The organism is Corallibacter sp. (assembly GCF_048381695.1).
GTDB classification, from domain to species: Bacteria; Bacteroidota; Bacteroidia; order Flavobacteriales; family Flavobacteriaceae; genus Corallibacter; species Corallibacter vietnamensis.
This window is the reverse complement of the sequence record NZ_JBLXHI010000004.1, coordinates 129,544-144,462: the sequence shown is the minus strand read 5'-3', so window position 1 is coordinate 144,462 and position 14,919 is coordinate 129,544. Positions and strand designations below refer to the sequence as shown.

General features: G+C 34.3%; 12 protein-coding genes and 5 tRNA genes. All 17 read right to left on the bottom strand.

What is annotated here, in order from left to right:
• Window positions 1–26: 26 nt before the first annotated feature.
• Window positions 27–4,328, bottom strand: a complete 4,302-nt coding sequence (gene rpoC, locus ACN5J3_RS08060) for a DNA-directed RNA polymerase subunit beta' (protein WP_417289975.1) — start codon at window positions 4,326–4,328, stop codon at window positions 27–29.
• Window positions 4,329–4,398: 70 nt separating this feature from the next.
• Entirely contained in the window at window positions 4,399–8,211 is a 3,813-nt protein-coding gene (gene rpoB / locus ACN5J3_RS08055; RefSeq protein WP_344729606.1) for a DNA-directed RNA polymerase subunit beta, read from the bottom strand.
• Between the two features lie 128 nt (window positions 8,212–8,339).
• Window positions 8,340–8,714 (bottom strand): 50S ribosomal protein L7/L12, encoded by a 375-nt coding sequence (rplL, locus tag ACN5J3_RS08050; RefSeq protein ID WP_418509624.1) that lies wholly within the window; start codon window positions 8,712–8,714, stop codon window positions 8,340–8,342.
• A 66-nt stretch (window positions 8,715–8,780) separates the two neighbouring features.
• Window positions 8,781–9,302: a 50S ribosomal protein L10 gene (gene rplJ / locus ACN5J3_RS08045; RefSeq protein ID WP_417289974.1), complete on the bottom strand. Its 522-nt coding sequence runs from the start codon at window positions 9,300–9,302 to the stop codon at window positions 8,781–8,783.
• 19 nt (window positions 9,303–9,321) lie between these two features.
• A complete protein-coding gene (gene rplA, locus ACN5J3_RS08040; RefSeq protein WP_344729600.1) occupies window positions 9,322–10,011 on the bottom strand; it encodes a 50S ribosomal protein L1 in 690 nt (229 codons plus the stop codon).
• 17 nt (window positions 10,012–10,028) lie between these two features.
• Complete coding sequence (gene rplK / locus ACN5J3_RS08035; protein ID WP_344729598.1) at window positions 10,029–10,469, bottom strand: 50S ribosomal protein L11; 441 nt, start codon at window positions 10,467–10,469, stop codon at window positions 10,029–10,031.
• 73 nt (window positions 10,470–10,542) lie between these two features.
• Window positions 10,543–11,097 (bottom strand): transcription termination/antitermination protein NusG, encoded by a 555-nt coding sequence (nusG, locus tag ACN5J3_RS08030; RefSeq protein ID WP_344729596.1) that lies wholly within the window; start codon window positions 11,095–11,097, stop codon window positions 10,543–10,545.
• 10 nt (window positions 11,098–11,107) lie between these two features.
• Window positions 11,108–11,305: a preprotein translocase subunit SecE gene (gene secE / locus ACN5J3_RS08025; RefSeq protein WP_344729594.1), complete on the bottom strand. Its 198-nt coding sequence runs from the start codon at window positions 11,303–11,305 to the stop codon at window positions 11,108–11,110.
• 82 nt (window positions 11,306–11,387) lie between these two features.
• A tRNA-Trp gene (locus tag ACN5J3_RS08020) sits at window positions 11,388–11,460 on the bottom strand.
• 63 nt (window positions 11,461–11,523) lie between these two features.
• Window positions 11,524–12,711 (bottom strand): elongation factor Tu, encoded by a 1,188-nt coding sequence (gene tuf, locus ACN5J3_RS08015; RefSeq protein WP_344729592.1) that lies wholly within the window; start codon window positions 12,709–12,711, stop codon window positions 11,524–11,526.
• A 64-nt stretch (window positions 12,712–12,775) separates the two neighbouring features.
• A tRNA-Thr gene (locus tag ACN5J3_RS08010) sits at window positions 12,776–12,847 on the bottom strand.
• 10 nt (window positions 12,848–12,857) lie between these two features.
• A tRNA-Gly gene (locus ACN5J3_RS08005) sits at window positions 12,858–12,930 on the bottom strand.
• Window positions 12,931–12,963: 33 nt separating this feature from the next.
• Window positions 12,964–13,046 (bottom strand) — tRNA-Tyr (locus ACN5J3_RS08000).
• Between the two features lie 72 nt (window positions 13,047–13,118).
• Window positions 13,119–13,192, bottom strand: a tRNA-Thr gene (locus ACN5J3_RS07995).
• Between the two features lie 101 nt (window positions 13,193–13,293).
• Window positions 13,294–13,596 carry a ribosome hibernation-promoting factor, HPF/YfiA family gene (hpf, locus tag ACN5J3_RS07990; RefSeq protein WP_417290182.1) on the bottom strand — a complete coding sequence of 101 codons (303 nt, stop codon included), beginning with the start codon at window positions 13,594–13,596 and terminating at the stop codon, window positions 13,294–13,296.
• 42 nt (window positions 13,597–13,638) lie between these two features.
• A complete protein-coding gene (locus ACN5J3_RS07985; RefSeq protein WP_418511398.1) occupies window positions 13,639–14,529 on the bottom strand; it encodes a tyrosine-type recombinase/integrase in 891 nt (296 codons plus the stop codon).
• A 117-nt stretch (window positions 14,530–14,646) separates the two neighbouring features.
• Window positions 14,647–14,841 carry a 30S ribosomal protein S21 gene (rpsU, locus tag ACN5J3_RS07980; protein ID WP_344729585.1) on the bottom strand — a complete coding sequence of 65 codons (195 nt, stop codon included), beginning with the start codon at window positions 14,839–14,841 and terminating at the stop codon, window positions 14,647–14,649.
• Between the last annotated feature and the right edge of the window lie 78 nt (window positions 14,842–14,919).

The following is a 14,919-nucleotide window of genomic DNA, read 5'->3' as shown; positions in this document are numbered from 1 at the left end:
ATCCCGCTTTACAGCGGGAATACTTTTTAATTATAATTAACTTCTTGCTTTGCTTGCATCATTTCATCAAATTCTTCTTTAGAACCAACGATAATGTTTTCATAAGCTCTCATACCAGTTCCAGCTGGAATTCTATGACCTACAATTACATTTTCTTTAAGTCCTTCTAGAGAATCTACTTTACCATTTACTGCTGCTTCGTTAAGAACCTTTGTAGTTTCTTGGAACGATGCCGCTGATATAAATGATTTAGTTTGTAATGACGCTCTTGTAATACCTTGAAGTATTGGAGTTGCTGTTGCTGGTCTAGCATCTCTTGCTACAACCAATTGCTTATCTTCTCTACGTAATAATGAGTTTTCATCTCTTAATTCACGTGGAGAGATAATTTGACCTGCTTTTAATGTAGCAGAGTCTCCTGCATCTTCAACAACTTTCATTCCGAAGATTTCATCATTCTCTTCTATAAAGTCTGATTTATGAATTAACTGATCTTCTAGGAAAATTGTGTCTCCAGAATCAATGATTCTTACTTTACGCATCATCTGTCTTACAACAACTTCAAAGTGCTTATCATTAATTTTCACACCTTGTAATCGGTAAACTTCTTGTACTTCATTTACTAAGTATTGTTGTACAGCAGAAGGTCCTTTGATATTTAAGATATCGTTTGGAGTTATAGAACCATCTGATAAAGGCATACCAGCTTTTACAAAGTCATTTTCTTGAACAAGAATTTGATTTGATAATTTCACTAGGTATTTCTTAATATCACCTAATTTAGATTCTACAATAATCTCACGGTTACCTCTCTTTATTTTACCAAATGATACAACACCATCTATTGCACTTACTACAGCTGGGTTTGATGGGTTACGCGCTTCAAATAATTCTGTTACACGTGGAAGACCACCGGTAATATCACCTGCTTTTGCTGATTTACGAGGTATTTTTACTAAAATTTTACCAACTTTAATTTTATCTCCGTCGTCAATCATTAAGTGAGCTCCTACTGGTAAGTTGTATGAGCGAATCGTTTCTCCGTTAGAGTCTTCAATATGAAGCGTTGGGATTAACTTTTTGTTTCTAGATTCAGAAATTACTTTTTCTTGGAATCCTGTTTGTTCATCTATTTCAACTTGGTAAGTTACACCTTGCTCAATGTTTTCATATTTTACTTTACCAGCAAATTCTGAAATAATTACACCATTATATGGATCCCATTGACAAACTGTATCTCCTTTTTTAAGAGTATCTCCGTTTTTAACAAAAATTGTAGATCCGTAAGGAATGTTGTTTGTACTTAACACAATACCTGTTTTCTTGTCTACAAGTTTTAATTCTGATGTACGAGATATTACTATATCTACAGTGTTTCCTTCTCCATCTTCTCCTTTTACAGTTTTAAGGTCATCAATTTCAGCAACACCATCAAATTTAACAACTAACTTGTTATCCTCAGAAATGTTTCCTGCAATACCTCCTACGTGGAATGTACGTAATGTTAACTGTGTTCCTGGTTCTCCAATTGATTGTGCTGCAACAACACCAACTGCTTCACCTCGTTGTACCATTTTACCTGTTGCTAGGTTACGACCGTAACATTTAGCACAAATACCTTTTTTAGCTTCACAACTTAATGGAGAACGTACTTCTACAGATTCTATTGGAGAGTTTCCTATAGCTTTTGCAATATCTTCAGTAATAAGTTCACTTGTTCCAACTAATAACTCGTCAGTAAGAGGATCAAATACATCGTTTAATGAAATACGACCTACAATACGCTCTTGTAAACTTTCTACAACTTCATCGTTTTTCTTTAAAGCTGTTACTTCAACACCTCTTAAAGTACCACAATCTTCACTATTTACAATAACATCTTGAGATACATCTACAAGACGACGTGTTAAGTAACCAGCATCTGCTGTTTTAAGAGCCGTATCGGCAAGACCTTTACGAGCACCGTGAGTTGAGATAAAGTATTCTAAAATTGAAAGTCCTTCTTTAAAGTTAGAAAGAATTGGGTTTTCAATAATTTCTCCACCACCGGCATTTGATTTTTTCGGTTTTGCCATTAATCCACGCATACCTGTAAGCTGACGAATCTGTTCTTTAGATCCACGAGCTCCAGAATCAAGCATCATATATACCGAGTTAAATCCTTGTTGGTCTTCACGAATACGCTTCATAGACAATTCAGTTAATTCGGCATTGGTAGATGTCCAAATATCAATTACCTGATTGTAACGTTCATTATTAGTGATAAGTCCCATGTTGTAGTTAGCCATAATGCCATCTACTTTTACATTGGCGCTATCTATCATTGACTGCTTTTCTGGTGGTATAATAATATCACCTAAACTAAATGATAAACCACCTTGGAATGCAAAGTTATATCCTAAAGTTTTTATTTCATCTAAAAACGCTGCTGTTTCAGGAACGCTAGTAACTTTTAGAATATCACCAATGATATTTCTTAATGATTTTTTAGTAAGTACTTCGTTGATATAACCAGCTGCATGAGGTACTTTTTCATTAAATAATACACGTCCTACAGTTGTATCTATGATTTGAAGAACTAATTTTTCTTCTTCATTAAAATCAAAAGTTCTTACTTTTATAGCGGCATTAAGGTCTACACGTCCTTCATTGTAAGCAATTACTACTTCTTCTGAAGAATAGAATGTTAAACCTTCTCCTTTAATTTTTACTTCATCAGTAGATTTACGCTCTTTAGTCATATAATATAAACCAAGTACCATATCTTGAGAAGGTACGGCTACTGGCGAACCATTAGCAGGGTTTAATATGTTATGAGATGCTAACATTAAAAGTTGTGCTTCTAATATAGCTTCTGGTCCTAGAGGTAAATGTACCGCCATTTGGTCACCATCAAAATCGGCGTTAAATGCCGTAGTAACTAATGGGTGTAATTGGATTGCTTTTCCTTCTATTAATTTTGGTTGGAAAGCTTGAATACCCAATCTGTGTAATGTAGGAGCACGGTTTAGTAATACTGGATGTCCTTTAAGAACGTTTTCCAGAATATCCCAAACTACAGGCTCTCTTTTATCTATAATTTTCTTTGCAGATTTTACAGTTTTTACAATACCTCTTTCAATTAATTTTCTAATTACAAAAGGTTTGTATAACTCTGCTGCCATGTTTTTAGGCAATCCACATTCGTATAATTTTAATTCAGGACCTACAACAATTACAGAACGTGCAGAATAATCAACACGCTTACCAAGTAAGTTTTGACGGAAACGTCCTTGCTTACCTTTTAATGAATCTGATAATGATTTTAATGGTCTGTTAGAATCAGTTTTTACAGCTGAAGACTTACGTGTGTTATCAAATAATGAATCTACAGATTCTTGTAACATACGTTTTTCATTACGTAAAATTACTTCTGGTGCTTTTATCTCTACTAAACGCTTTAAACGGTTGTTTCTGATAATTACACGACGATAAAGGTCATTTAAATCAGACGTAGCAAAACGACCTCCATCTAGTGGTACTAATGGACGTAATTCTGGTGGAATGATTGGAATAACTTTCATAATCATCCATTCAGGACGATTTTCTCTGTTTTCGTTAGATTCACGTAAAGCTTCTACTACTTGTAAACGCTTTAAAGCTTCTGTTTTACGTTGTTTTGACGTTTCAGTATTTGCTTTATGACGTAACTCAAATGATAAGCTGTCTAAATCTATTCTTGATAATAATTCTATTAAACACTCTGCACCCATTTTAGCGATGAACTTGTTAGGGTCTGTATCTTCAAGATATTGGTTATCTTGAGGAAGTGTTTCTAAAATATTTAAGTATTCTTCTTCTGTTAAGAAGTCCATTTTTTGTAATGGTTCTCCTTCAGCATTATTAGCGATACCTGGCTGAATTACTACATAACGCTCGTAGTAAATGATCATGTCTAATTTTTTAGACGGTAATCCTAATAAGTATCCTATTTTGTTTGGTAACGAACGGAAGTACCAAATGTGTGCTACAGGAACAACTAAATTAATGTGTCCTACACGGTCACGACGTACTTTCTTTTCTGTTACTTCAACACCACAACGGTCACATACAATACCTTTGTATCGTATACGTTTATATTTACCACAAGCACATTCGTAATCCTTTACAGGACCAAAAATACGCTCACAGAATAAACCATCTCGTTCTGGTTTATGTGTTCGATAATTGATAGTTTCTGGTTTTAAAACTTCACCGCGAGATTCTGCTAAAATAGATTCTGGTGATGCTAAACCAATTGAGATTTTGTTAAATCTCTGTACTGTATTCTTATCTTGTTTTCTTGCCATAATATATGGTGATATCGAATTATTTGTAAACTTGATGCACATGGTTTATTTCTAAACCATGTGCTGTATATTATTCCTCTAATCTAATGTCTAGTCCTAAACCTTTCAATTCGTGCATTAATACGTTGAAAGATTCTGGTAATCCAGGTTCTGGCATTGGCTCACCTTTAACGATACTTTCGTAAGTTTTTGCTCTACCAATAACATCATCAGATTTTACTGTCAATATTTCTCTTAAAGTACTTGATGCACCATATGCTTCAAGTGCCCAAACTTCCATCTCACCAAAACGCTGACCACCAAATTGTGCTTTACCACCAAGAGGTTGTTGTGTTATTAATGAGTAAGGTCCTATAGAACGTGCGTGCATTTTGTCATCTACCATGTGACCTAATTTCAACATGTAAATAACACCTACTGTTGCTGGTTGATCAAAACGATCTCCTGTTCCACCATCATATAAATAGGTATGACCGAATCTTGGAATTCCAGCTTCATCAGTAAATTCATTAATTTGATCTAGACTAGCTCCGTCAAAAATAGGTGTCGCATATGTACGATTAAGTTTTTGACCAGCCCAACCTAAAACAGTTTCATAAATCTGTCCGATGTTCATACGAGATGGTACACCTAGTGGATTTAATACTATATCAACCGGTGTTCCGTCTTCTAGGAATGGCATATCTTCTTGACGTACTATACGTGCAACAATACCTTTGTTACCGTGACGACCCGCCATTTTATCACCTACTTTAAGTTTACGCTTTTTAGCAATATATACTTTTGCTAATTTGATAATACCAGCTGGTAATTCATCTCCTACAGATATTGTAAATTTCTCACGTCTTAATGAACCTTGTAAGTCATTTTCTTTAATCTTGTAGTTATGGATTAAGTCTGCTACTAAACTGTTTGTGTAGTCATCTGTTGTCCAAGTACCTGATGTTAAATGTGTATAATCATCAACAGCGTTTAACATTTTAAGTGTGTACTTTTTACCTTTTGGTAAAACTTCTTCACCTAAATCGTTAAAGATACCTTGAGCAGTTTTACCGTTTACAATGGCAAATAATTTTTCAACTAAAACAGCTTTTAAGTCTTCAAATTTTCTGTTGTAGATACCTTCTAGTTGTGTTATATCTTCTTTATCTTTAGCTCTTTTACGCTTATCTTTAATAGCACGAGCAAAAAGTTTTTTATCAATAACAACACCGTTTAATGATGGAGATGCTTTTAATGAAGCATCTTTTACATCACCGGCTTTATCTCCAAAGATGGCACGTAATAATTTTTCTTCAGGAGTTGGATCGCTCTCACCTTTTGGTGTTATTTTCCCTATTAGGATATCACCTGGCTTAACTTCAGCTCCAACGCGAATCATTCCGTTTTCATCAAGATCTTTTGTTGCTTCTTCAGAAACGTTAGGAATATCATTTGTTAACTCTTCGTTACCTAATTTTGTATCACGTACTTCTAGAGAATATTCATCAATATGAATTGATGTAAAGATATCTTCACGTACTACTTTTTCAGAAATTACAATCGCATCCTCAAAGTTATACCCTTTCCAAGGCATGAAGGCTACTTTCATATTTCTACCTAAAGCTAACTCACCGTTTTCAGTAGCATAACCTTGACAAAGTACTTGTCCTTTTTTAACCTTATCTCCTTTTACAACGATAGGTTTAAGGTTAATTGATGTACCTTGGTTTGTTTTTCTAAACTTAACAAGTGGGTATGTTTTTGTATCGCTATCAAAACTTACTTTTGCTTCATCTTCAGTTCTATCGTATTTAATAACAATCTCGTTTGCATCTACATACTCTACAACACCATTACCTTCTGCATTAATTAATACACGAGAATCTGATGCTACTTGTCTTTCTAATCCTGTTCCTACAATTGGAGCTTGAGGTCTTAATAATGGTACGGCTTGACGCATCATGTTAGATCCCATTAATGCACGGTTGGCATCATCATGCTCTAGGAAAGGAATTAAAGAAGCTGAAATAGATGATATTTGGTTTGGCGCTACATCAGTATAATTTACTTGTGTAGGATCGATTACAGGGAAATCACCTTCCATACGAGCAATTACTTTGTCGTGAAGGATTTTTCCATCATCATCAACTTTTACAGTTGCTTGCGCGATTAACTTTTCTTCTTCTTCTTCAGCACTTAAATATATTGGCTCTCCTTTTATGTCTACAACACCATTTTCTACTTTTCTATATGGTGTTTCAATGAATCCCATTGAATTCACTTTTGCATATACAGATAAAGATGATATTAAACCAATGTTTGGTCCTTCTGGTGTTTCAATAGGACATAAACGACCGTAATGAGTATAGTGAACGTCACGTACCTCAAATCCTGCTCTTTCACGTGATAAACCTCCTGGTCCTAATGCTGATAAACGACGCTTGTGCGTGATTTCAGCAAGTGGATTGGTTTGATCCATAAATTGAGAAAGCTGGTTTGTACCAAAAAACGAGTTAATTACAGATGATAATGTTTTAGCATTAATCAAATCTATAGGTGTAAATACTTCGTTATCACGAACGTTCATACGCTCGCGAATAGTACGTGCCATACGTGCTAAACCAACACCAAATTGAGATGATAATTGTTCTCCTACTGTACGTACACGACGGTTAGATAAGTGATCTATATCATCAATCTCTGCTTTAGAGTTGATAAGCTCAATTAAATATTTTATGATGGTAATGATATCTTCTTTGGTAAGCACTTGCTTATCCATACCTATATCAAGACCTAATTTTTTGTTCATTCTGTAACGACCTACTTCACCTAAAGAGTAACGTTGGTCAGAGAAGAATAATTTGTCTATAATACCACGAGCAGTTTCTTCATCTGGCGGCTCAGCATTACGTAATTGACGATAAATATGTTCTACAGCTTCTTTTTCGGAGTTTGTTGGATCCTTTTGAAGTGTATTATGTATAATGGCGTAGTCTCCTTGTTGTGCACTTTCTTTATGTAAAAGAATAGTTTTCACGTTAGTTTCAAGGATTTCTTCGATATTGTCTTTATCTAAAATAGTATCACGATCAAGCACAATCTCGTTACGCTCTATGGATACTACTTCTCCTGTATCTTCATCAACGAAGTCTTCATGCCATGTATTTAAAACACGAGCAGCAAGCTTACGTCCTAAAACTTTCTTTAATCCTGATTTTGACACTTTAACTTCTTCAGCAAGGTCAAATATTTCAAGGATATCTTTATCACGTTCAAAACCAATGGCTCTGAATAATGTTGTTACAGGTAATTTTTTCTTACGATCGATATACGCATACATAACACTATTAATGTCTGTTGCGAATTCAATCCAAGATCCTTTAAAAGGTATAACTCTGGCAGAGTATAATTTGGTTCCATTTGCATGGAATGATTGACCAAAGAACACACCTGGTGAACGGTGTAATTGAGAAACAACTACACGCTCTGCTCCATTAATTACAAAAGTACCACTAGGAGTCATGTAAGGGATTGTTCCTAAATACACATCTTGAACAATGGTTTCAAAATCTTCATGTTCAGGGTCTGTACAGTACAATTTTAGTCTTGCCTTAAGCGGTACGCTATAAGTAAGTCCTCTTTCTATACACTCTTCTATGGTATATCTTGGTGGGTCAATAAAGTAATCTAAAAATTCTAAAACAAATTGATTACGTGTGTCTGTTATTGGGAAGTTCTCCATGAAGGTATTGTAAAGCCCTTCATTCCCTCTTTCTTCAGATTTTGTTTCTAGCTGGAAAAAATCCTGGAAGGATTTGATCTGAATATCCATAAAGTCTGGATATTCGGTTCTATTGATAATAGAAGAGAAATTTAATCTTTCAGCTTGTTTTGCTAACATCAATGGACGGAATTTTGATTAAAAAAAATTGTGTGTGCGTAATACCTTGCGATTATATACGCAAAATGGTCTAGGTCTAAAAGCGTTTTGCTTTAGACCTAAACCGTTATAATTTTGAGTGGTTAAGCTTACTTAAGCTCAACTTCTGCTCCAGCTTCTTCTAATGAAGATTTTAATCCTTCAGCTTCGTCTTTAGAAACTCCTTCTTTGATTGGGCTTGGTGCACCATCAACTAATTCTTTAGCTTCTTTAAGACCTAAACCAGTTAATTCTTTAACTAATTTTACAACTGCTAATTTAGAACCACCAGCGGCTTTAAGGATAACATCAAATTCTGATTTTTCTTCAGCAGCTTCTCCACCACCAGCTGGGCCAGCAGCAACAGCTACTGCAGCAGCAGCAGGCTCGATACCATACTCATCTTTTAAAATAGTAGCTAACTCGTTTACTTCTTTTACTGTTAAGTTAACTAATTGTTCTGCGAAATCTTTTAAATCTGCCATTTTTCTATCGTTTTAATAAATTTTTAATTTTAATATAATGTAAATAAAGTGCGTACTAATTTATGATTATCCTTCTTTTTCGGATAATGTTTTAATAATACCTGCAAGCTTACCACCGCTAGATTGTAACGCTGAAATAACGTTTTTAGCTGGTGATTGTAATAATCCAATGATATCTCCAATAACTTCTTCTTTAGATTTAATTTCAACTAAAGCGTCTAGTTGTTGATCTCCTATGTAAATTGCTTCCTCAATAAAAGCACCTTTTAAAAGTGGCTTTTCTGATTTTTTACGGAAGTTTTTAATTACTTTGGCTGGAGCATTACCTGTTTCAGAATATAATACAGAGGTGTTTCCTTTTAATGTTGTAGGAAGGTCTCCGAAATCTTTTTCTGATGCTTCCATTGCTTTTGCAAGCAAGGTATTTTTTACTACTGCTAATTGTACGTTTGCTTTAAAGCAAGCACGACGTAAGTTTGAAGTATCTGTTGCATTTAACCCTGAAATATCAGCTAAATAGATATTTGCATTATCGGCTAATTGTGCAGTTAAGTCTTCGATTACTTGTGATTTTTCTTCTCTTGTCATAATTAAAGTTTTAAGCTACTTAACCGATTTTAGGATCAACAGCTACACTAGGACTCATTGTACTAGAGATAAAGATACTCTTTACATAAGTTCCTTTAGCTGCAGTTGGTTTAAGTTTAATTAATGTTTGTAATAATTCGTTAGCATTACCTTCAATTTTATCAGCTGTAAAAGATGCTTTTCCAATTGAGGCGTGAACGATTCCTGTTTTATCAACTTTAAAGTCAATTTTACCAGCTTTAACATCGCTAACAGCTTTTGCAACATCCATAGTTACAGTACCTGTTTTTGGGTTAGGCATTAAACCACGAGGACCTAATACACGTCCTAAAGGACCTAATTTACCCATTACACTAGGCATAGTTACAATTACGTCAACATCTGTCCATCCACCTTTAATTTTGTCAAGGTATTCGTCTAATCCTACGTAATCTGCACCAGCTTCTTTTGCTTCTGCTTCTTTATCTGGTGTTACTAATGCTAAAACTTTTACGTCTTTACCAGTACCATGAGGTAATGTTACTACACCTCTTACCATTTGATTTGCTTTTCTAGGATCTACTCCTAAACGTACTGCGATATCTACAGAAGCATCAAATTTAGTATTGGTTATTTCTTTAACTAAAGTAGAGGCTTCGGCTATAGAATAAAGTCTTCCTTTTTCTATTTTAGCAGCAGCTTCTTTTTGTTTTCTTGTTAATCTTGCCATTTCAAAAATTTTTTAGATTAATTAGGGGCTGTGCCTCCTTTTACAGTTATACCCATAGATCTTGCTGTTCCAGCAATCATTGTCATTGCTGCTTCTACTGTAAATGCATTTAAATCTTGCATTTTGTCCTCTGCTATGGTTCTAATCTGATCCCAAGAAACTTTAGCTACTTTTTTAATATGAGGTTCACCTGATCCTTTTTTTACCTTGGCCGCTTCTAATAATTGTACAGCTGCAGGAGGTGTTTTGATTACAAAGTCAAATGATTTGTCTTTGTAAACAGAAATCACCACTGGTAATACTTTACCAGCTTTATCTTGAGTTCTTGCATTAAACTGCTTACAGAACTCCATGATATTAACTCCAGCGGCACCTAAAGCGGGTCCAACCGGTGGCGACGGATTCGCTGCACCTCCCCTAACTTGTAGTTTAACTACTTTACTTAACTCTTTTGCCATTTTTAATAATTTAATTTGATATCATTTAATTTTTGGAAGCAAATAAATGTATCTATTATATATGTAACAATTATTATACTTTTTCTACTTGCATATAGCTTAACTCTAATGGTGTTTTTCTTCCAAATATTTTTACCATTACTTCTAGCTTACGCTTTTCTTCATTTATTTTTTCGATAGTACCATCAAATCCATTGAATGGTCCATCGATAACCTTAACAGTCTCTCCTACTTTGTAAGGTATTGCAACATTTGTATCTGCTTCAACAGTTAACTCATCTACTTTACCTAACATTCTGTTTACTTCAGACTGTCTTAAAGGCACAGGATCTCCTCCTTTTGTTTCTCCTAAAAAACCTATTACATTGGTAACAGATTTAATTATATGTGGAATTTCTCCTGTTAAATTTGCTTGAATCATAATGTAACCTGGAAAATAAACTTTTTCTTTGTTTACCTTTTTCCCATTACGAATCTGAACTACTTTCTCTGTAGGAACTAATACTTGATCTACATAATCTTCAAGACCTAAACGTGAAATTTCACTTTCTATATAGGCTTTAATTTTATTTTCCTGACCACTTACAGCCCTAACTACATACCATTTTTTCTCGCTCACTTCAGACATAAATCTTTATTTAACCGTTAATCCATTCAAAGTAAAATCCTACAATTTTACTAAACACTGTATCTACTCCCCAAATTGCTAATGAAAAAACAATAGAAAAGACAGCTACTAAAACTGTTAAACTTTGTGCTTCAGCCCATGTTGGCCAACTCACATTATTTTTAAGCTCTTCAAATGATTCTTTTATGTAGTTTATAATTCCAGCCATTTTACTATTTATTTTAAGCAAACTCAATGCTGTTTTTCATTAATTATAAAAAATAAAACAACGAGCTTGTACACTATAATTGCACGGGTTGAGAGACTCGAACTCCCGACACCTGGTTTTGGAGACCAGTGCTCTACCAACTGAGCTAAACCCGTAAATACAAGTCAAGGTATTTCGAAAAATCGAAATACCTCAACTTTTATATTTGTTAAACTGTATTAGTCTAAAATTTCAGTTACCTGACCTGCTCCAACAGTTCTTCCTCCTTCACGGATAGCGAAACGAAGACCAACATTCATTGCAATAGGTTGGATTAACTCTACAGTAATAGTTAAGTTATCTCCAGGCATTACCATTTCAACTCCATCAGGAAGCGCGATGTTTCCAGTTACGTCAGTTGTACGTACGTAGAACTGTGGACGGTAGTTATTGTGGAATGGAGTGTGACGACCACCTTCTTCTTTCTTAAGGATATAAACCTCTGCTTTGAAGTTTTTGTGTGGTGTTACAGATCCTGGCTTAGTTATAACCATACCTCTTGAGATTTGAGTTTTCTCAATACCTCTTAATAAGATACCTGCGTTATCTCCTGCCTCACCTCTATCAAGGATTTGACGGAACATTTCGATACCTGTAATAGTAGAAGTTAACTTTTCAGCACCCATACCAATAATCTCTACAGGATCTCCTGTGTTAGCAATACCAGTTTCTATACGACCAGTTGCTACAGTACCACGACCAGTAATAGAAAAAACATCTTCTATCGGCATTAAGAAATCTTTATCAACTTCACGTTGTGGCTCTTCAATCCAGTTATCAACAGCTTCCATTAATTCCATTACAGTATCAACCCATTTTTGCTCACCGTTAAGTGCACCTAAAGCTGAACCAGAAATAACAGGTCCGTTATCACCATCATACTCATAGAAGTTTAATAAATCTCTAACTTCCATATCAACTAACTCTAAAAGCTCTTCATCGTCAACCATATCAACTTTGTTTAAGAAAACAACGATACGAGGAATACCTACCTGACGACCTAATAAGATGTGCTCACGAGTTTGTGGCATTGGCCCATCAGTAGCAGCAACCACTAATATAGCTCCATCCATTTGAGCAGCACCAGTTACCATGTTCTTTACGTAATCGGCGTGACCTGGACAGTCAACGTGAGCATAGTGACGATTTGCTGTTTGATATTCTACGTGAGATGTATTAATTGTAATACCTCTTTCTTTTTCTTCTGGAGCGTTATCGATAGTATCGAAATCTCTAGCTTCTGATAAACCTGCATCAGCTAATACTTTAGTAATAGCAGCAGTTAAAGTTGTCTTACCGTGATCTACGTGTCCAATTGTACCAATATTTAAGTGTGGTTTTGAACGATCGAAAGTTGCCTTTGCCATGTTTTAATAATTTAATCTTAGTTATATAATATTAGTGTATTCTAATTTTTTATTTTTTTTATTGAGCCAATGACGGGATTTGAACCCGTGACCTCTTCCTTACCAAGGAAACGCTCTACCCCTGAGCTACACCGGCTTAAAAAAAGAGCGGGAGACCGGGTTCGAACCGGCGACATTCAGCTTGGAAGGCTGACGCTCTACCAACTGAGCTACTCCCGCAATTATTTAATAATCCTATTTTTTTTTAAAAAGTGGGGAGAGCAGGATTCGAACCTGCGAAGTTAAAAAACAACAGATTTACAGTCTGTCCTCGTTGGCCGCTTGAGTATCTCCCCAATATTTTAAAAAGTCATTACCTTAAAGAACTTTATGTTGCGATATCAACACAACACTTTCTTTTATTTAAGAGCCGATGGAGGGACTCGAACCCACGACCTGCTGATTACAAATCAGCTGCTCTAGCCAGCTGAGCTACATCGGCTTTTAAGTTACTTTTTTAACTAAAAAAAAGCCCGCTATTTCTAACGGACTGCAAATGTATATATTTATTTTCTTATTCAAAACATTTTTTGAATAATTTTATCATAAATATGATCTTAATTTTTCTTTTCGCTTTTTTAGCTGTCGTTCAAGAGAGGCCACAGCTGCATCTGTACCTTCTTCAAATGATTTACATTGCTTTTTTACTACAAAGCTATCTCCTGGCACACTAACTCTAGCTTCAAAGATTTTGTTTTCTTTATCGCTTGTGTTCTCTACTTTTAAATAAACATCTGACTGAATAACTTTATCATAAAACAAATCTAATTTATCCATTTTCTTTTGAACAAAGTCTATCAATTTTTTATCGGCAACAAAATTGACTGATTGCGTGTTTACTTTCATACTCTTCATATTTTATTATTAAACAATAAGTCTTTGCTGTTATTATTTATCACTACGCGGGTGTGCGTTTAGGTATACTTTTTTAAGTTCTGCTATACTATTATGTGTATAGATTTGAGTAGCCGCTAAACTTGAATGACCTAATAATTCTTTTACAGCATTTAAATCTGCACCTTGGTTTAATAAATGAGTCGCAAATGAATGTCTCAATATATGCGGACTCTTTTTTACCTTTGTTGATGCTATACTAAAATACTCATTTATTATACGGTAAACAAGTGTTTCATAAATTTTAACGCCTTTTTTTGTTAAAAACAAATGGGTGTTTTCTTGAATGTTTTCTAGGGTTTTTCTTGTATCTATATATTTATGAATGGTTTGTATAACAGAATCTAATAAAGGTACTAAACGCTCCTTGTTTCTTTTTCCTAAAACTTTTAACGTTTTGTTAGGCAAGTCTAAATCGCTTAATTTCAAATTAACGAGTTCTATGCGTCTTATTCCTGTTGAGTAAAAGAGTTCTATAATAAGCCTGTTTCTGATACCTTCAAAGTCATCTTGATAATGTAGCTTGTCTAATACTGTTGCAACTTCTGTTTCTGAAAATGGTACTTGTATTTTTTTACTTGTTTTTAAAGCTTTATGCTTTGCTAATGGATTTGCTTCTACAGCTCCTATTCTAAGAAGGAATTTGTAATATGAATTTAGAGCTGATACTTTTCTGTTTATACTTCTATTGGTTATTGATTTTTCAACCAATGCTACAATCCATGTTCTTATTTGAGAATAATTAATGGCTTCTAGATTTTCTTGCTCGTAATGTGATGCTACAAAATCTTTAAAATCTTTTAAGTCGTTTTCATAAGCATTTACTGTGAGGTTAGAGTATTTTTTTTCTAACAATAAATAATCTGAAAAAGACTTTATAGACATATTAAGGTTATTAAAGCTTTATTTTATAAAAATACAAAGTTTTATTTAGATGTGATTTTTGGGCATAAAAAAATTCCTGCTTTTGCAGGAATTTTATATTGGTAACAATTAATTGATTTAGATTTCTTCTTGATCTCTTAAATGTTGAATGTACTGTGCTTTTTGAATTTGAGCTCTACGTACTACAGATGGCTTGTTAAACTGTTTACGATTTTGTAATGCACGTTTTGTTCCAGTTTTATCAAACTTTCTTTTGTAACGCTTTAACGCTCTATCTATATTTTCTCCTTCTTTAATTGGTATTATTAACATAGTGTCTTAACCTCCTCTCTTTTAGAATTTCAGTGCGCAAATATAAAAACTAATTTTATTATGGCAAACGAAAAAAAA

What these genes read in the sequence shown, in the direction of transcription:
- rpoC (WP_417289975.1), bottom strand. Translation starts at nt 4,328, where the DNA reads ATGGCAAGAAAACAAGATAAGAATACAGTACAGAGATTTAACAAAATC.
- rpoB (WP_344729606.1), bottom strand. Translation starts at nt 8,211, where the DNA reads ATGTTAGCAAAACAAGCTGAAAGATTAAATTTCTCTTCTATTATCAAT.
- rplL (WP_418509624.1), bottom strand. Translation starts at nt 8,714, where the DNA reads ATGGCAGATTTAAAAGATTTCGCAGAACAATTAGTTAACTTAACAGTA.
- rplJ (WP_417289974.1), bottom strand. Translation starts at nt 9,302, where the DNA reads ATGACAAGAGAAGAAAAATCACAAGTAATCGAAGACTTAACTGCACAA.
- rplA (WP_344729600.1), bottom strand. Translation starts at nt 10,011, where the DNA reads ATGGCAAGATTAACAAGAAAACAAAAAGAAGCTGCTGCTAAAATAGAA.
- rplK (WP_344729598.1), bottom strand. Translation starts at nt 10,469, where the DNA reads ATGGCAAAAGAGTTAAGTAAAGTAGTTAAACTACAAGTTAGGGGAGGT.
- nusG (WP_344729596.1), bottom strand. Translation starts at nt 11,097, where the DNA reads ATGTCTGAAGTGAGCGAGAAAAAATGGTATGTAGTTAGGGCTGTAAGT.
- secE (WP_344729594.1), bottom strand. Translation starts at nt 11,305, where the DNA reads ATGGCTGGAATTATAAACTACATAAAAGAATCATTTGAAGAGCTTAAA.
- tuf (WP_344729592.1), bottom strand. Translation starts at nt 12,711, where the DNA reads ATGGCAAAGGCAACTTTCGATCGTTCAAAACCACACTTAAATATTGGT.
- hpf (WP_417290182.1), bottom strand. Translation starts at nt 13,596, where the DNA reads ATGAAAGTAAACACGCAATCAGTCAATTTTGTTGCCGATAAAAAATTG.
- ACN5J3_RS07985 (WP_418511398.1), bottom strand. Translation starts at nt 14,529, where the DNA reads ATGTCTATAAAGTCTTTTTCAGATTATTTATTGTTAGAAAAAAAATAC.
- rpsU (WP_344729585.1), bottom strand. Translation starts at nt 14,841, where the DNA reads ATGTTAATAATACCAATTAAAGAAGGAGAAAATATAGATAGAGCGTTA.